The 16,293-nt window shown below is 46.6% G+C and carries 15 protein-coding genes and 1 other RNA gene; 10 read left to right on the top strand and 6 right to left on the bottom strand.

Annotated elements, in window-relative coordinates; all coding sequences use genetic code 11:
• Positions 1–41: 41 nt before the first annotated feature.
• The 3 genes from ACOQOZ_RS09830 to ACOQOZ_RS09820 are packed head-to-tail and all read left to right on the top strand — an operon-like array spanning position 42 to position 2,547.
• Positions 42–1,115, top strand: coding sequence for an LLM class flavin-dependent oxidoreductase (locus ACOQOZ_RS09830; protein ID WP_420592092.1), 1,074 nt, complete (start codon positions 42–44; stop codon positions 1,113–1,115).
• A 24-nt stretch (positions 1,116–1,139) separates the two neighbouring features.
• Positions 1,140–1,880 carry a thioesterase II family protein gene (locus ACOQOZ_RS09825; RefSeq protein ID WP_420592091.1) on the top strand — a complete coding sequence of 247 codons (741 nt, stop codon included), beginning with the start codon at positions 1,140–1,142 and terminating at the stop codon, positions 1,878–1,880.
• Between the two features lie 16 nt (positions 1,881–1,896).
• Positions 1,897–2,547, top strand: a complete 651-nt coding sequence (locus tag ACOQOZ_RS09820) for an MSMEG_1061 family FMN-dependent PPOX-type flavoprotein (protein ID WP_420592090.1) — start codon at positions 1,897–1,899, stop codon at positions 2,545–2,547.
• A gap of 294 nt (positions 2,548–2,841) precedes the next feature.
• Here ACOQOZ_RS09820 and ACOQOZ_RS09815 read toward each other — a convergent pair whose 3' ends face one another.
• The 4 genes from ACOQOZ_RS09815 to smpB form a co-directional block, all read right to left on the bottom strand.
• Positions 2,842–3,606: a 4'-phosphopantetheinyl transferase family protein gene (locus ACOQOZ_RS09815; protein ID WP_420592089.1), complete on the bottom strand. Its 765-nt coding sequence runs from the start codon at positions 3,604–3,606 to the stop codon at positions 2,842–2,844.
• An 848-nt stretch (positions 3,607–4,454) separates the two neighbouring features.
• Positions 4,455–5,684 (bottom strand): integrase domain-containing protein, encoded by a 1,230-nt coding sequence (locus ACOQOZ_RS09810; protein ID WP_420592088.1) that lies wholly within the window; start codon positions 5,682–5,684, stop codon positions 4,455–4,457.
• A 166-nt stretch (positions 5,685–5,850) separates the two neighbouring features.
• Positions 5,851–6,210: a transfer-messenger RNA gene (gene ssrA / locus ACOQOZ_RS09805) on the bottom strand.
• A 131-nt stretch (positions 6,211–6,341) separates the two neighbouring features.
• Positions 6,342–6,821: an SsrA-binding protein SmpB gene (gene smpB, locus ACOQOZ_RS09800; protein WP_420592087.1), complete on the bottom strand. Its 480-nt coding sequence runs from the start codon at positions 6,819–6,821 to the stop codon at positions 6,342–6,344.
• Between the two features lie 243 nt (positions 6,822–7,064).
• Here smpB and ACOQOZ_RS09795 point away from each other — a divergent pair, with 243 nt between their 5' ends.
• The 3 genes from ACOQOZ_RS09795 (at position 7,065) to ACOQOZ_RS09785 (ending at position 9,286) form a co-directional block, all read left to right on the top strand.
• Positions 7,065–8,426 carry a sodium-dependent transporter gene (locus tag ACOQOZ_RS09795; RefSeq protein ID WP_420592086.1) on the top strand — a complete coding sequence of 454 codons (1,362 nt, stop codon included), beginning with the start codon at positions 7,065–7,067 and terminating at the stop codon, positions 8,424–8,426.
• A gap of 114 nt (positions 8,427–8,540) precedes the next feature.
• Entirely contained in the window at positions 8,541–8,972 is a 432-nt protein-coding gene (locus ACOQOZ_RS09790; protein WP_420592085.1) for a type II toxin-antitoxin system RatA family toxin, read from the top strand.
• Positions 8,973–8,986: 14 nt separating this feature from the next.
• Positions 8,987–9,286: an RnfH family protein gene (locus ACOQOZ_RS09785; protein ID WP_420592084.1), complete on the top strand. Its 300-nt coding sequence runs from the start codon at positions 8,987–8,989 to the stop codon at positions 9,284–9,286.
• Positions 9,287–9,357: 71 nt separating this feature from the next.
• On the opposite strand, the gene ACOQOZ_RS09780 is transcribed toward ACOQOZ_RS09785, so the two are convergent.
• Entirely contained in the window at positions 9,358–9,756 is a 399-nt protein-coding gene (locus ACOQOZ_RS09780; protein ID WP_420592083.1) for an outer membrane protein assembly factor BamE, read from the bottom strand.
• A 128-nt stretch (positions 9,757–9,884) separates the two neighbouring features.
• On the opposite strand from ACOQOZ_RS09780, the gene fur reads away from it, so the two are divergent.
• Positions 9,885–10,289 carry a ferric iron uptake transcriptional regulator gene (fur, locus tag ACOQOZ_RS09775; protein ID WP_420592082.1) on the top strand — a complete coding sequence of 135 codons (405 nt, stop codon included), beginning with the start codon at positions 9,885–9,887 and terminating at the stop codon, positions 10,287–10,289.
• 84 nt (positions 10,290–10,373) lie between these two features.
• Here the strand turns inward: fur and recN are convergent, their stop codons facing one another.
• On the bottom strand, positions 10,374–12,050 hold the full coding sequence (recN, locus tag ACOQOZ_RS09770) for a DNA repair protein RecN (RefSeq protein ID WP_420592081.1): 1,677 nt from the start codon (positions 12,048–12,050) through the stop codon (positions 10,374–10,376).
• A gap of 167 nt (positions 12,051–12,217) precedes the next feature.
• Here recN and grpE point away from each other — a divergent pair, with 167 nt between their 5' ends.
• From grpE to dnaJ, 3 genes are all read left to right on the top strand, one after another.
• Positions 12,218–12,820, top strand: a complete 603-nt coding sequence (grpE, locus tag ACOQOZ_RS09765; protein ID WP_420592080.1) for a nucleotide exchange factor GrpE — start codon at positions 12,218–12,220, stop codon at positions 12,818–12,820.
• Between the two features lie 312 nt (positions 12,821–13,132).
• Positions 13,133–15,055 (top strand): molecular chaperone DnaK, encoded by a 1,923-nt coding sequence (dnaK, locus tag ACOQOZ_RS09760; protein WP_420592079.1) that lies wholly within the window; start codon positions 13,133–13,135, stop codon positions 15,053–15,055.
• A gap of 80 nt (positions 15,056–15,135) precedes the next feature.
• Positions 15,136–16,263: a molecular chaperone DnaJ gene (dnaJ, locus tag ACOQOZ_RS09755; RefSeq protein WP_420592078.1), complete on the top strand. Its 1,128-nt coding sequence runs from the start codon at positions 15,136–15,138 to the stop codon at positions 16,261–16,263.
• Positions 16,264–16,293 lie beyond the last annotated feature (30 nt).

The following is a 16,293-nucleotide window of genomic DNA, read 5'->3' as shown; positions in this document are numbered from 1 at the left end:
TTTTGGTAACGAAAGAGCACTTATTGAAGTAGGTTTAAAGCATGAAGTTCTCTCTTTTTTTTGAAATGCAAATGTCTCGTCCTAATAAAGCAAAGGAGATCGAGATATTTCGTTCAAGTGTAGATCAGGCCGTTTTAGCAGATAAGCTGGGATATAGTACCGTTTGGGCTGTGGAGCATCACGGTTTATACGAATACTCTCACTGCTCAGCTCCGGAAGTGTTTTTGTCATATGTAGCTGCTTTGACGAAGAATATCCGTTTAGGGCATGGCATTACTCTAACACCCTACCGATACAATCATCCCATCCGTATTGCTGAGCGTATCGCTACCCTTGATATTCTTTCCGGAGGCCGTGTGAACTGGGGCTCTGGCAAAGGTGCGACATTAGTTGAGAAGGGGGCTTTTGGTTGTGATATCGAATCGCTGCACAGTCAGTGGTTGGAGTCCCTGCACATGATTCCAAAAATGTGGCGAGACGATATCTTTGAGTGGGAGGGAGAGCACGTGACAGTACCGCCAACGCAAGTTATCCCTAAGCCTGTTCAGACACCTAATCCTCCTATCTTTGGGGCTTGTTCCAGAAAAGAGGCTGTTATGGAAATGGCCGAGCTGGGAATTGGTGCACTGGATTTTGCCAGCGGCACTTTTGATACACTCTCTGAAAAAATTGCTGCTTATAAAGAAACTTTTAAAAATAGCAATAATACTCGTTGGAAGACTAATAATCACTATGCCTGTGTGCCTACGTCGCTTGTTTTAAAGGACGATAAAAAAGCCTGTGAACTTGGCTTTCAGGCAGCTCGCTACTTTGCAGGTAGTCTTAGTTATTATACTTTGGCTAAAGATCGCCCTGTAGGGGAGATGGTCGGTGTGAATAGAGACGCAATGGAAGCTGAAGAGCTTGAATGGATGATGAGCCAGCGAAATCAACCTGATACACCTATGATTCATGTGATTGGTGACCCTGTGGCAGCAAGAGAATCAGTTAGCCGCTTTGTCGATGCAGGTGTTGACGAATTGATATTGCTTATGCAAATAGGAACCACCCCTAATGATCTGGTATACGAGTCGATTAAAACGTTCGGCGAGGAAGTGATACCGTACTTTTCGTGACTTTGGTAGTGCTGGATAAATAATATGATTAATTTGTTTTGCTTTCCATTTGCCGGGGGCGCTAGCAACATCTATCGGACTTGGGAGGGGAACCTCCCCAAGGACGTCCGGGTTGTTGCTTTGGATCTGCCGGGGCGCGGGAGGTATTTCGGAAAACCGCTATTGTCGACGATGGACGAGGTAGTGAACCATTTTATCTGTGAGGTAAAAAGTCAATCAGGTGATGGAATTAATGTATTTTTTGGACACAGTATGGGGGCTATAGTCGCTTACGAAGTGGCCAAAAAACTGCAGTCAACCGATGACTTTTATATAGATTCGATGATTGTTTCTGGTCACCACTCTCCTTTTGTTGTTAGGAATAATAAGGGGTTTCATAAAATGACGGATAAAGCTTTGATTGCTGAACTTCGCCGTTTGGGTGGGACCCCGGAGGCGGTATTGAAGGATAGAGATTTGTTAGAACTTTTTCTACCCAATATCCGGGCGGATTTCAAAGTTCTGGAAAACTATCTATGTGATGAAAAAGTTACGTTGGATATTCCTTTGTTTGTCTGCAGGGGAGAGCAGGATCCAGAGATGTCGAAAGATCAAATGAAAGGCTGGGAAGATGTGACCAGCGCGAATGTCAGTTACCGGGAGTTCTCTGGTGATCATTTTTATCTAACAAAACAAGATGAACAGCTGTTTGATTGGATTTATAAATGTCTGAGTTTGGGTAGGCAGCCTGATGTAGAACTTAGTATAGAAAGTACTGTAGCTTAATGAAAATAGGGTCGTGATGGATATAGATTTTAATATTAGTGAGAAAGACGTTGTCAACTCAGTCGAGAAACTTAGGGAAATTATTGACTTCCCAAAACCTGTATTTGTAGATAAAGAAAAGGAAAAACTTGATCTTTATACTAGGCAATATATTCAGTTGTCGCCTTATATGGTCATGTCGTCTTCTGATGGCAAAGGAATGTCAGATAGTTCTCCAAGGGGAGGAGAGCCTGGTTTTGTCTCGGTCGTTAATGACCATACCTTGGCCATTCCCGATCGGCCGGGGAATAATCGGGTTGATACTTTAGAAAATATCATTCACTACTCCTCGGTTGGTTTGTTATTTCTCATTCCCGGTTTTTCAGAATGCCTTCGGGTTAATGGCGATGCAGTTATATCTACCAATCAGGCCTTGATTGACAGTTTTGAATTTGATGGAAAAAAACCTAGTGTCGTTATATTAATCGATATTAAACAAGTCTACTTTCATTGCTCAAAAGCAATCATCCGATCAAGGTTGTGGCAGCCAGATTCTATAGTCGATAGATCAATTATGCCCTCTCTCGGTGAAATGCTACTAAATCAGGATGGCCCTGGCGTTTCGCAGGAAGAAGTTGAAAGTCTGGAAAAACTTATCGAAAGTCGAATTAAGACTACGCTCTATTAAAGATTGTGAGTTTTTATTTGATTGTTTTAAAGGCTGTTTCGATTTTTTCTGGGCAGCTTTTTCTTTCAGTTTGGTCGCTCCTGACTAGGCCGACTCTTGTGAATTTTAATTTCTTTGTTTTGGGGGTTAACCATCCCTGGCCTTGATTATAGCTCATCGGAAAAAGATCATTCTATTAATAGTGTGTTTGAAAGAATTTCTTCTTGTCTGTATGGAGTGCTCTTGATCGGTAAGTATCTATTTAGGCTGAATGTTAGTATGGCCAGTGCTAGCTTTTAAGTTTTTATCTGTGGCTTACAGTTGGGGATTACTTTGATATATACAAGTCAGCACACGACTTCGCTCGAAGTGGAAACGACCGTATAGACATAATCCAGAGGTAAAGTCTGTCGATAGATCTTTAGTCAGCTGTAGGGATATAGACCTGGTTTCAAAGCATACTTTTGTCAATTTTGCTGTATCGAAATCAAAATAATAGCCAACAGAAGGGTGCAGTGCTTTGAACAGGCTTTCTTTGGCGGAGAAAGCCAGTGTCAGTGCATGTTCAAAACTAATCGGTAGTGTTTTCAGTAACGAGGCCTCTTGAGTATCAACGATATTCGCTTTTAATTTATTCGCTACAGCTGCTGTTAAAACGTTCTCCAGATCAATCCCTAGATACAATAAATTCTTACTCAATGCCACCGCGCACACTGCTGCTGTATTGGTATGAGTAATGCTCGCGACGACTCCCTCAGGCCAAACTGGTGCTCTATTGGTACCGGTAGGCACTTCGTCAGCTGCTATGCGCATGGCGCTGAGAGCCTTTCGGGCCGCATAGCGACCTGCGAGAAACTCGGCCTGTCGTTTTTCTACTGCGTTAGTTAAAGCGGTAGGGAAAGGAATGTTAAGCAACTCAAAAAAATATTTTTTGTAAGCACTAATGTCATAGTTGCAAGAGAAAAATTGAGCATTTCTAATGCCTAAGGTATTCGATAAGCTATTTTCCTGGAGAAAGTTATTCATCATCTGATTGTTGTTTTTTCTTGGTTGCATAAGATCATTATTATTTTTAATCATGGTTTTGTTTGGATGGGAATAGAATATTTTGCTGTTATTGGCTGAAGGCTATCCTGCTGTTGATGATATCACTTTTTAGAGGTCTTTCTAATTTTGGTTTTGTGATAAATGGGTTTAAGTCTATGCGCTCTTTTTTACGGTCATTGAAAAGAAATATTTGAATGGCAAATTTTATTTGTTTGTAGTTTTGGTGGCTATATAATACACAGTATGAAGTTGATTTGACATTGTTGTTGATCAATTAGGCTTGTGGTGTTTTGATGTTCGTTTCGAGAATTAGGCAGCCTGCGGTTTTTAATGAATCTGGCTGCTTTCATTCGTGGTCAGAGTTGCTGACTTGGGTATGAGTATTTGGTGCTTGGTTCGTTAAAGTTTTTATGTTGTTTGTATTTTATATTCATAAACCCGGATAGAGTAGCAAGGTAAGTATCTTTTGTAGTGGGGTAGTATTTTAAAGGACAGTAATAGGTTGAGTGAGGTTTTGCACGCCCCTGCTCCTTTCTCTTCTTTCCCTGATTTTTTGTTATGCCTATATTCTTTGTGGGTGTTAGGATGGGCTATTGGAAGGGCTGAATATGTATTGAGGAATGTGTCGTATTTACGGTAATCGTGCGGGGTTTAACTATGTGGTCTCATTCTTTTTTTGGGGGGAACTCTTTTCTTTTGTTACTTTAGAATCTATTTTAACTTCACTTATTTTTATCCTGCACTTTTCTTTTTAATAGACGTAGAAAAATTAGTTTCCGAAAGACTCTTTAAACTACTCTAGACTGAAGAGTCTGGTTTAATCTTCTAGCTCTGGGGTTGTGGCGAATTGTTTTTACAATCAGTCAAAGCGTTCAAGTCATTTATTTTCTCGTATCTGAGCTGAACGAAGCAATGTTTGTTGCACACTTTTCAATGTGCTCAGACCACCATTCCATCATTGGAATTCGGCGTTGAATATAGTCAGAGCGGTTGTAAGCAGCTCTGACTTCATTTTTATCCACATGGGCAAGGGCGGCTTCAATTAAGTCGTAGTCGAACCCTTGTTCGTTCAGTGTTGTACTACCTAGAGCGCGTAGTCCATGAGCCACCAGCTTTTTCTCATATCCCATACGTTTTATTGCCATATTAGCTGTTTGTGCGTTTATGTGGGTTCTAGGGTTTCTGTCCGATGGGAAAAGGTATTCTCGATGCCCACTGATTGGTTTGAGCTCTTCTAAAATAGCCAAGGTTTGCGGTGTTAAAGGAATGCTGTGGAGACGGCGTTTCTTCATCCGCTCTGCAGGGATAACCCAAAGCTTTTCTTCAAAATCTATTTCTTCCCATCTTGCTCCAGCGGCTTCGCTGGGGCGAGATAGAGTATGTAACTGCCACTCGATCAAGCAGCGAGTAACGAACTTAATACTGGCTCGGTTGATGGAGCGCATCAAGCCTGGCAATTCCTCTGGCCTGATGGTTGTCATATTTTTCTTCTTTGGTGTTGAAAATGCCTTGTTGATTCCGGCAAGGTCATTTTGTCGAATCAGTCCAATATTGACGGCGTAAATCATTACTTCATTGATGCGCTGGCAGAGGCGGCGAATCGTTTCAAAGTTGCCTTTTGCGGCAAGTGGTTTGAGTACTGAAATAACTTTAGGTGCAGTCAGTTTTTGTATTGGGTAGTTGCCTAGCTGAGGGAATAAATGGAGCTTCATTGAGTTCCAGGTGCTATCAGCATGGCCTTTGGTAATGCTTGGCCTTTTAATATCTAACCACTCAGCTGTTATCTTCTCGAACGTGTTTGATAGGGCTTCTTTTTGTTCCTGGTGCTGCTGTTCGCGGTGCTCCTTGGGATCTATATTCTGAGCAAGTAGCTTACGCATTTCATCTTTTTGTTGGCGGGCCTGGGATAGGCTCACTTCTGGGTACGCGCCCAAGCTGATATTTTTGCGGTTTTTGCTGTAAGGCTGGTAGTAGTTGAATATCCAAGCTTTGGAGCCGGTTGGTTTAACCCTAAGCGATAGGCCTTCACCGTCGGAAAGGTTGTACTCCTTTTCTTTGGTCTTTGCATTTTTGATTTCAGTGTTGCTAAGTGGAAGAGTTTTTCTGGGCATTCGTAGTAACACCGTTATTTGCTTAGTGAGGCTGTGTTACTACAAGTGTTACTAAAAGGCGTGGATTTCGCAAGACGTTCGTGGACTTAGACAGACACAAAAAAGGCCCTTAACCGCTTGGCTAAGGGCCTTTTAGGAAGTCCGTGGACTTGCTTGGACTTCAATATGGTGGAGATGGGGGGATTTGAACCCCCGTCCGCCAATCCTCCACTAGAGAATCTACATGCTTAGCCGTCTCTATTCATTTAACTCATCACGACCCGAGGGGCAGGGTGTTTAGAGCTGTCTCGATTAAAGTTTAACCTGTTGGACTACGAGCGAAGTCCGCGAGGCGAGGCTATAAGACGATGCCACCGTCCCCCGGCTATAGCCACCCGAGTTCTGGTGTAAGCGGGCTTATGCCGCTAGTGCGTAGTTTTCGTCGTTTGCGACTATAACTAATGTACAGCGTTTATTTACGAGATCACCGTACGCTCTCGACATGCATCCATAGCTTTGTAATCAACGTCGAATCCTAATCATCCCCGAATTCTTGTGCTTACCAGCATGGTTGTCATCAGTCTCTAACCTGACGACATACTACTTAAATGGTGACGAGATGAATAAATTCAACCCATAATCCACTCAGTAGTGAAAAACGCCTTAGATATTAGCACGTTAGCGTACTGAATGCTTCATCAGGCGTTCTTTTTGTTTATTCCAGTCTTTATCTTTAGTTGCAGCACGTTTGTCATGGTTCTGCTTACCTTTGGCCAGTGCCACTTCCGCTTTGACGTTCGGGCCTTTCCAGTACAGTGCGGTGCACACGCAGGTATGACCTTTCGCCGCGATCTTCTGTTGCAGACGATCCAGCTCTTTGCGGTGCATCAGCAGCTTGCGTTCACGACGTGGCTCGCAGATCACATGCGTCGACGCTTCTTTTAACGGCGTGATTAACGCGCCGGTCAGCCAGGCTTCACCTTTATGGAAAACGATGTAGCTGTCGACCAGTTGCACTTTACCCTGGCGCAGGGATTTTACTTCCCAGCCTGTCAGGGCAATGCCGGCTTCGAGCTTGTCTTCAATGAAGTAATCGTGGCGGGCTTTTTTGTTGAGGGCAATGGTATTGCCACTCGGCTTTGGTTTCTTTTTGCTCATAACCGGGGAGTATAAACGAGGATGGGCTGGCTGATAACCATCCTGTTAAAAGCTCAAATTTACCTTGAATTGGACTGACCCTTTTATCGCTATTGAGGAATATAGGGAGGTTAAACCTGACTATCTGGTTAAAAGCTGCCCAATTGTAGTATTTATCGGCTGTCTGGCCCGATTCACGCTTGAGCCAGTACAGTAAATCTTGAACAATACGCCCGGTTTAACCGATAAACGGATAATAAAATTATGAATAACGACAAACGGGGAATGCACGGCATTTGGAACAATCGCTGGACCTTTATTCTGGCTGCGACTGGTTCTGCTGTGGGCTTGGGAAATATCTGGAAGTTTCCATACATTACTGGAGAAAACGGCGGTGGTGCATTTGTATTGGTGTATCTGCTGTGTATTCTGGCAGCGGGTATCCCCGTAATGCTGGCGGAAGTTTTAATTGGTCGCAAAACGCGTCTGAGTCCTATCCACGCGTTACAAAGCATGACCGACGAATACGAAGCGCCTAAGTTCTTCCGTGTGATCGGTTGGATGGGTGCTCTGGCTGGCTTCTTTATTTTATCGTTCTACAGTGTGATCGCTGGCTGGACGCTGGAATATATTGGTGAAATGGCTGTAGGTACCTTTACCGGTGCTGATGGCGACAAAGCCGGTGCGGTATTTAACGAATTGCTGGCTAACCCGGTCATGCTGACCGTTTACCACACTATCTTTATGATCCTGACTGCCTACGTGATTGCGCGTGGTGTGAATAAAGGTCTGGAAAATACCATCCGTATCCTGATGCCGCTGCTGTTCATCATGCTGGTCCTGTTACTAGGCTATGCGATGACCACTGAAGGTTTCTCTCAGGCATTACACTTCCTGTTTGACTTCGATTTCAGCAAGCTGACTGGTGAAAGTATTGTTGTGGCGCTGGGTCACTCTTTCTTCACTCTGTCTCTAGGTATGGGTGCCATCATGGCGTACGGTGCATACATGCCTGAGAAAGAGTCTCTGGGTAAAACCGTAATGACCGTTGGTTTCCTTGATACTCTGGTTGCACTGGTAGCCGGTATCATCGTGTTCTCTATCGTATTCACCAACAACCTGGAGCCTGGTGCGGGTCCTGGTCTGATGTTTGTGACCTTCCCTCTGGCTCTGGGTGGCCTGCCGGGTGGTGACATTCTGGGTGTTGCTTTCTTCGTTCTGGTAGCCATTGCTGCGTGGAGTTCTGCAATTTCTATTGCTGAGCCAGCGGTTGCATGGGCGGTTGAGCGCGGCCTGGGTCGTGTACAGGCAACTGCCGTTATTTGTGGTCTGGCATGGCTGCTGGGTATTGGTACTGTACTGTCCTTCAACGAGTGGTCTGAAGTTAAGTTCTTCGGTAAGACCATCTTCGATAACCTGGACTTCGTATCTTCCAACATCATGCTGCCACTGGGTGGTATCCTGATTGCGATCTTCGTTGGCTGGTTCATGAAAGAAAGCCACACCGCTGCACAGGTAGATAAGGATCGTTCATTTATCTACAACGTATGGCGTGTGATGGTACGTTTTGTATCGCCAATTGCAGTAGGTTACATCTTCCTGAATGGTCTGGGTGTATTTGGTTAATCTCTGACCAAACAGCACTTAATGCTCTGAAACGCCGGAGCGGGTATAATCCCGCTCCGGCGTTTTTGTTTGCGCTGTAAGATGATTTTATTTGAGTGTTGTCTGAGAGTTGCCATGACCACCATTACCCGCAGTGCTTTGGTAATGCACACCGCAGAGCAGATGTTTAATCTGGTTAACGACGTGCGCCGCTATCCGGAGTTTCTAAACGGCTGCGAAAAAACTCACGTCATCAATGAAGGTGAAGATTTTATTGAAGCAGAGCTGACCATCTCTAAAGCCGGGGTTAATCAGAGCTTTTCGACTCACAACACTCTTGAGCGCCCACATCGGATGGAAATGAAGCTGCTTGACGGTCCGTTCAGTCGTTTTCATGGCATCTGGCATTTTGATCCACTGTCTGATGAGGCCTGTAAGGTGTCACTGGATCTGGATTTTGAAATGGGCAACCGGGTCACGGGTATGGCGATGGCTGCAGTGTTTAAGCAGGTCGCGAATATGATGGTCGATTCTTTCGTAAAACGCGCAGCAGAAGTTTATAAGTAACGGGGTAGGCAAAGATGGAAGACGTAAACATGATCGAAATTGAAGTGGCTTACGCGTTACCAGAAAAACAAAAGATTCTTAAAGTTCAGGTCGAAGAGGGTTCAACCATTCGTCAGGCGGCACAACAATCCACCATTGTGGACGAGTTTCCTGAGCTGAATCTGGATGAGGCCAAGTACGGTATTTTTGGTAAGGCATCGCGTGCACCTGATACCGATACCGTGCGTGATGGCGATCGGATTGAGATTTACCGTCCGCTGATTATTGATCCGAAGCAGGCACGTGCCAATCGGGCGGCGAAAACCAAGAAGTAATCTCTGGCTCATAAAAAAGCCCCGCAACCTGAACGGATGCGGGGCTTTTTTGTATTGGTCGTCGGCTGATGCTATTCCGAGGTATCCAGCAGATTGCGCTTTTCTTCCTGTGCTGGCAGGTCGTCCAGCTGGCTCTTATCGAGGCTTTCATCCGCTGGCAGCTCACCTTCGTAGCGGGTGTAATTGCCTTGTTCATCGAAGAAGACTTTGATGTGGTAACGCTTGGTGATAACGTCGCGCTGTTCCAGTGTATAAATGTAGTCCCAGCGTTGTTGCTCGTATGGGTTTTGTACAACCGGTGTTCCCATAACATATTCCACCTGGCGTTGTGTCATACCAGGTTCCAGTTGTTCGATCATGTCATGGGTTACGATATTGCCTTGTTGCACGTTTAGTTTATAAACTCCCGGGAAAGCACAGCCCGCCAGGGTTGCAAAACCCAGTAAAACAGTCAGAATTGACGCTCGCATAAATACACTCATTATTGGCAAATCGTTTGTCCCCAGCGCTCTGGCAAATGCTTATCAGTTGCGCATGATGGCTCAGACAAGCGATAATACCCGATAATTCAACTTGCTGTGAAATATTCGAGGAAAGCATGTCCGATCAAAATGTGGAACTGCGCAAAGCGGGCCTGAAAGTGACTCTGCCACGAGTTAAGATTCTGAGCATTCTGGAAAGCAATCCGGAAGCCCACATGAGCGCGGAAGATGTTTACCGTTCTCTGATTGATGCCGGTGAAGATGTTGGCCTGGCAACGGTTTACCGTGTACTGACTCAGTTCGAAAGTGCTGGCCTGGTTGAGCGTCACAACTTCGATGGTGGTCACTCTGTATTTGAACTGGCCCGTGGCGATCACCACGACCACATGGTGAACGTTGATGATGGTACTGTAATCGAGTTCTCTAACGAACAAATCGAACGCCTGCAGCATGAAATTGCTGAAGAGCACGGCTTCGAGCTGGTTGACCATAGCCTGGTGCTGTACGTTCGTAAGAAGTAAGCACTGTCTGGCAGAATATAAAAAGCCCTGATGACTGAGTCATCAGGGCTTTTTTGTTTTGAGCGAGATAAAAGGCGTTGCGGCTTATTGCACCAGATCCAGCATCTCCTGAGCGTGTGCCAGGGTTTGCTGAGTAATATCCACACCGCCCAGCATACGTGCAAGCTCTTCCGAGCGTTGTTTGTCGCTTAATTCACGAATCTGAGTGTGGGTGGAATTATCGCCACTGATTTTGCTCACCTGAAAATGCTGGTGAGCCTGAGCAGCAACCTGAGGCTGGTGGGTGACACACATTACTTGTCCATCTTCTTTACCGAGTGAACGCATTAAACGACCAACACGCTCTGCAGTTCCGCCACCAATACCGACGTCCACTTCATCAAAAATCAAACTCGGAATCTGGCTGGTGGCGGCGGTGACCACCTGAATCGCCAGGCTAATACGAGACAATTCACCACCGGAAACTACTTTGGCCAGCGGCCCGGATGGCATACCCGGGTTGGTTTGCACGTGGAAACTGATATTGTCGATACCATGATGATTGGCTTGTTGAGGTTCAAGCGCTGTTAGTTGTGTCATAAAACGCGCACGACCTAATGCCAACGACTCAAAGTGCGCTTCTACTTCTTTATCAAGTTTCGTTGCCGCTTTCTGGCGCTTGCCAGAGAGTTTTTGCGCCAGCTGTTGGAAGTGCTCACGTAAACGCTCAACTTCCTGTTCAAGTTCTAATAAATCATCGTCGCTCAGATTCAGCTGCGCTAACTGATTTTCCTGTTCCTGCCAGTATGGATACAAACGTTGTGGCTGAATCTGATGTTTGCGGGCAACCGAAAAGATTTCCCCTAAACGGTTTTCAACTTGTTGCAGCCGGTGAGGATTAATATCCACTTGTTCCAGATAACGTTGCAGCGATAAGCCAGCCTCTTCCAGCTGAATATGCGCTTGCTGTAACAGGTCCTTGGCTTCCAATAATGTAGGATGATTATCGTCCAGTTGGCCCAGCAGGTTCATTGCCTGATAGGCTAGCTGAGTTGCGGCCATTTCAGCGCTTTCATCGCCGAGACAGGAAGCCAGAGCTTGCTGGCCGCTGAGTAACATGGTTTCAGCGTTGGCTAAACGTTTATGTTCGGATTCTAATTCGTCCAGTTCGTTTTCGCTCAGGTTCAGCTCACGTAATTCTTCAACCTGATAGCTGAGCAACTGACGTTGTGCCTGAATTTCGCTGCTTTCTTCGCTCAGGGTTTTTAACCGTTGGGCATTCTTTTGCCAGTGTTTAAAGGCTTGTGAAACCGCACGGGCATCCTGTTGTAAATTGCCAAAGGCATCCACCAGTTGTCGTGGGGTATCTTTCTGCAGCAGGCGTTGGTGAGCATGTTGGGAGTGAACATCGATCAGGCACTGTGCCAGATCTTTCAGGTCATTAGCGGAAGCGGGGCGGCCATTGATATAACCACGCGAGCGACCTTCGCAGGAAACCACACGGCGCAGGATAATCTGATCGTCATCCGTTGGCAGGTCACGTTGTTCCAGCCAGTTTCTGGCATTGTCGTTTGGGGTGAAGCTGGCACTGACTTCGGCCTTGTCGGCACCAAAGCGCACGTTATCGGCTTCCGCTCGTTGTCCGAGTGCGATGCCGAGAGCATCCAGCAAAATCGACTTGCCGGCACCGGTTTCGCCAGTAATCACCGCCATGCCGGGCTTAAATTCCAGCTCCAGTTCATCCACTAGTGCAAACTGATGTATCGACAGATGTGACAGCATAACTCACCTTAATGCTGATTATACATACAGTGTTTATATGTACAGTATCTTGATCTGTCAAGAATTTAATCAGCTTTGCTGCTGTTTATGCTCTTGAAACTCTGTATTCCGTTCCCATATACCAGTCATCGAAACAAGTTGAACGACCCCTGATTGAGGAAAAGTTGATGTCTGAAGAGCAGAACATTCAGGACGAAATCCAGAATCCAGCTGAAGAGCAAGTTGAAGCAACCGAAGCCGCTGCAGAAGAAGCAGCTGAAGGCGCAAATGAGCAAACCGGTGAAGAAGCACTGACTTCTCTGCTGGAAGCCGCTCAACAGGAAATCGCTGATCTGAAAGATCAGATGTTACGTGTTCAGGCTGAGATGCAGAACGTACGTCGCCGCGCTGAAGCAGATGTGGAAAAAGCACACAAGTTTGGCGTGGAAAAGTTCGCTAACGAAATGTTAGGTGTTGCAGACAATCTGGATCGCGCACTGGCAGCCGCCGGTGATGACGAAGCCACTAAGCCGCTGCGTGAAGGTGTTGAAATGACACTGACGGGTTTTGCTGCTGGTCTGGCGAAATTCAAAGTGGAAACCGTTGATCCGATGGGTGAAACCTTTAACCCGGAACTGCACCAGGCAATGTCGATGGTTGAGAGTGCTGAAGCGGCACCCAACACAGTTATCGCTGTGATGCAGAAAGGTTACACGCTGCAAGGCCGCTTGTTACGTCCGGCGATGGTGATGGTGAGCAAGGGCGCTCCGCAGATCGACGAAAACGCCTGAGAATTGTTTGCTGCTGAACAAGCTGAACAAACAGCAGAGATCCCGAAAAAATAGCCAGCATTGTGCTGGATATTTTTTCAAAGCAGCGGCAGGACGCCGCGTAAGCATCCAGAACAAGGACGTTCATTGGATGCGGCGAGTGAAAAACATATGCAGTTCAATCGCTTGTTGCATTCGGATAAATATTTACTGATCAAAATTTGAAAAGGCACTTGAAAGCCATTTGATCGGACATATATAGAAATCAACACAAATACTATTGTAATTATTTTTTGAGGCGGCCAGCGCCGCCCGACATTGGAGACAAATCTTATGGGTAAAATTATTGGTATCGACCTGGGCACCACCAACTCCTGTGTTGCCGTACTGGATGGCGAAAAATCAAAAGTGGTTGAGAACGCAGAAGGCGATCGCACCACTCCTTCCATCATCGCATACACCGATGGTGAGACTCTGGTAGGCCAGCCGGCTAAGCGTCAGGCGGTAACTAACCCGGATAACACCCTGTTCGCGATTAAGCGTCTGATCGGTCGTCGTTTTAAAGATGACGTGGTTCAGAAAGACATCTCTATGGTTCCGTACAAAATCATCGAAGCGGACAATGGCGATGCATGGGTATCTGTAAAAGACGACAAGTTCGCACCACCACAGGTATCTGCAGAAGTTCTGAAAAAGATGAAGAAAACTGCAGAAGATTTCCTGGGTGAAGAAGTAACCGAAGCAGTAATTACTGTTCCTGCTTACTTCAATGACTCTCAGCGTCAGGCAACAAAAGATGCTGGTAAGATCGCTGGTTTAGAAGTTAAGCGTATCATCAACGAGCCAACGGCTGCGGCACTGGCTTACGGCATCGACAAAGAAGGCGGCGACCGCACCATCGCGGTATACGACCTGGGTGGTGGTACGTTCGACATCTCCATTATTGAAGTTGCTGACGTTGATGGCGAGAAGCAATTCGAAGTACTGGCAACCAACGGTGATACTTTCCTGGGTGGTGAAGACTTCGATATGGCCATGATTGAGTATCTGGCTGACGAATTTAAGAAAGAAAGCGGCATCGATCTGCACAACGACCCACTGGCTCTGCAGCGTCTGAAAGAAGCCGCTGAGAAAGCAAAAGTTGAACTGTCTTCTGCACAGCAAACTGATGTGAACCTGCCATACATCACAGCAGATGCGACTGGTCCTAAGCACTTAAACGTAAAAGTGACTCGTGCCAAGCTGGAATCTCTGGTTGAAGATCTGGTTTCTCGCTCTCTGGAACCTTGCCGCATTGCACTGAAAGACGCTGATCTGTCTTCCAGCGAAATCGACGAAGTGATCCTGGTAGGCGGTCAAACCCGTATGCCAATGGTTCAGGAAAAAGTTGCTGAGTTCTTTGGTAAAGAGCCACGTAAAGATGTTAACCCGGATGAAGCGGTTGCCGTTGGTGCATCGATTCAGGGTGCGGTACTGGCTGGTGACGTGAAAGACGTACTGCTGCTGGACGTGACTCCTCTGACTCTGGGTATCGAAACCATGGGTGGCGTTGCCACTGCGGTTATCGAGAAAAACACCACGATTCCTTCGAAGAAATCTCAGGTGTTCTCGACTGCTGATGACAACCAGCCTGCTGTAACCATTCACGTAGTCCAGGGTGAGCGTAAGCAAGCGGCTCAAAACAAATCTCTGGGTCGTTTCGATCTGGCTGATATTCCACCGGCTCCACGCGGTGTGCCTCAGATCGAAGTTACTTTCGACATCGATGCCAACGGTATTCTGAACGTAAGTGCGAAAGATAAAGCGACTGGTAAAGAACAGTCCATCGTTATTAAAGCCTCTTCTGGCCTGAGCGATGACGAGATCGAGAAAATGGTTGCAGACGCGGAAGCGAATGCTGAAGCGGATAAGCAGTTCGAAGAGCTGATTCAGGTTCGTAACACTGCCGATGGCCTGATTCACGCAACTAAGAAAACTCTGGAAGAAGCCGGTGATAAGGCGACTGAAGAAGAGAAAACTGCGATCGAAAAAGCCGTTGCTGATCTTGAAGAAGCAATCAAGACTGACGACAAAGCGGACATCGAAGCGAAAACCAACGCTCTGACTGAAGCTTCCAGCTCGCTGGCTCAGAAACTGTACGCTGAACAGGCTCAGGCACAACAAGGTGCTGAAGGCGCAGCGGACGCTGGTGCACAGCAAGGTGGTCAGGACGACGACGTTGTAGACGCTGAGTTTGAAGAAGTTAAAGACAAGTAATTGTTAATTCTTTAAAGCACTCAAACAAAACGCGGTTAGAAAACTAGCCGCGTTTTTTTGCCATTTAAACGAGCAAAATCATGTCGAAACGAGATTATTACGAAGTACTTGGTGTAGCCAAAGGCGTCGAGAAAAAAGAGCTGAAAAAAGCGTATCGTAAAATTGCGATGAAATATCACCCGGACCGTAACCCGGATGATGCCGATGCTGAAGCCAAGTTCAAGGAAGCGACAGAAGCTTACGAAATCTTAGGTGATGAGCAGAAACGTGCCGCGTACGACCAATATGGTCACGCCGGTGTTGATGGTCAGGCCGGCGGCTTTGGTGGCGGCGGTGCTGGCGGTTTCAGTGATATTTTCGGTGATGTCTTCGGCGATATTTTTGGCGGCGGAGGCGGTGGTGGCCGCGGCGGTCGTGGTGGCCCACAACGTGGCTCCGATCTGCGTTACACCATGGAGCTGTCTCTTGAAGAAGCTGTTCGTGGCGTTGAGAAAAAAATCCGTGTTCCTACTTTAACCACCTGTGAAACCTGTGACGGCTCCGGTGCAAAAGAAGGTACCAAGCCTAAAGCCTGTACCACCTGTCATGGTCAGGGTCAGGTTCGTATGCAGCAGGGCTTCTTCTCTGTGCAGCAAACCTGTCCGACCTGTCGTGGTCAGGGCACTATCATCGAAGATCCATGTAACAGCTGTCATGGTCGCGGTGTTAAAGAAGAAACCAAAACACTGTCGGTTAAAATTCCGGCGGGTGTTGATACCGGTGATCGTATTCGTCTGTCTGGCGAAGGTGAAGCGGGCGCAATGGGTGGCCCGGCGGGCGATTTATATGTGCAGGTCAGTGTGCGTGAGCACGAGTTGTTCCACCGTGATGGCCGTAACCTGTATTGCGATGTGCCGATCAGCATTGTGGATGCAGCATTAGGTGGTGAACTGGAAGTTCCGACACTGGATGGTCGCGTTAAGCTGAAAATCCCGGCGGAAACTCAAAGCGGTAAATTATTCCGCCTGCGTGGTAAAGGTGTTGTGCCGGTACGTGGCGGCTCTGCTGGTGATTTATTGTGCCGTGTTCAGGTTGAAACTCCGGTTAATCTGAATAAAGAGCAGAAAGAACTGCTGGAGCAATTCCAGGCTTCTTTAAAAGGTGAAAAACACTCGCCGCAGAAGAAAAGCTGGTTTGAAGGGGTGAAACGTTTCTTCGAAGAAATGTAACCTCCTCTGACAACGCAATCGCTGAGTGAA

Source organism: Bacterioplanoides sp., assembly GCF_965219715.1.
Classification (GTDB): domain Bacteria; phylum Pseudomonadota; class Gammaproteobacteria; order Pseudomonadales; family Oceanobacteraceae; genus Bacterioplanoides.
This window is presented reverse-complemented; position numbering and strand designations above follow the sequence as displayed.

What these genes read in the sequence shown, in the direction of transcription:
- recN (WP_420592081.1), bottom strand. Translation starts at nt 12,050, where the DNA reads ATGCTGTCACATCTGTCGATACATCAGTTTGCACTAGTGGATGAACTG.
- ACOQOZ_RS09815 (WP_420592089.1), bottom strand. Translation starts at nt 3,606, where the DNA reads ATGATTAAAAATAATAATGATCTTATGCAACCAAGAAAAAACAACAAT.
- ACOQOZ_RS09780 (WP_420592083.1), bottom strand. Translation starts at nt 9,756, where the DNA reads ATGCGAGCGTCAATTCTGACTGTTTTACTGGGTTTTGCAACCCTGGCG.
- ACOQOZ_RS09830 (WP_420592092.1), top strand. Translation starts at nt 42, where the DNA reads ATGAAGTTCTCTCTTTTTTTTGAAATGCAAATGTCTCGTCCTAATAAA.
- smpB (WP_420592087.1), bottom strand. Translation starts at nt 6,821, where the DNA reads ATGAGCAAAAAGAAACCAAAGCCGAGTGGCAATACCATTGCCCTCAAC.
- ACOQOZ_RS09790 (WP_420592085.1), top strand. Translation starts at nt 8,541, where the DNA reads ATGACCACCATTACCCGCAGTGCTTTGGTAATGCACACCGCAGAGCAG.
- dnaJ (WP_420592078.1), top strand. Translation starts at nt 15,136, where the DNA reads ATGTCGAAACGAGATTATTACGAAGTACTTGGTGTAGCCAAAGGCGTC.
- dnaK (WP_420592079.1), top strand. Translation starts at nt 13,133, where the DNA reads ATGGGTAAAATTATTGGTATCGACCTGGGCACCACCAACTCCTGTGTT.
- ACOQOZ_RS09825 (WP_420592091.1), top strand. Translation starts at nt 1,140, where the DNA reads ATGATTAATTTGTTTTGCTTTCCATTTGCCGGGGGCGCTAGCAACATC.
- ACOQOZ_RS09795 (WP_420592086.1), top strand. Translation starts at nt 7,065, where the DNA reads ATGAATAACGACAAACGGGGAATGCACGGCATTTGGAACAATCGCTGG.
- ACOQOZ_RS09785 (WP_420592084.1), top strand. Translation starts at nt 8,987, where the DNA reads ATGGAAGACGTAAACATGATCGAAATTGAAGTGGCTTACGCGTTACCA.
- ACOQOZ_RS09810 (WP_420592088.1), bottom strand. Translation starts at nt 5,684, where the DNA reads ATGCCCAGAAAAACTCTTCCACTTAGCAACACTGAAATCAAAAATGCA.
- grpE (WP_420592080.1), top strand. Translation starts at nt 12,218, where the DNA reads ATGTCTGAAGAGCAGAACATTCAGGACGAAATCCAGAATCCAGCTGAA.
- ACOQOZ_RS09820 (WP_420592090.1), top strand. Translation starts at nt 1,897, where the DNA reads ATGGATATAGATTTTAATATTAGTGAGAAAGACGTTGTCAACTCAGTC.
- fur (WP_420592082.1), top strand. Translation starts at nt 9,885, where the DNA reads ATGTCCGATCAAAATGTGGAACTGCGCAAAGCGGGCCTGAAAGTGACT.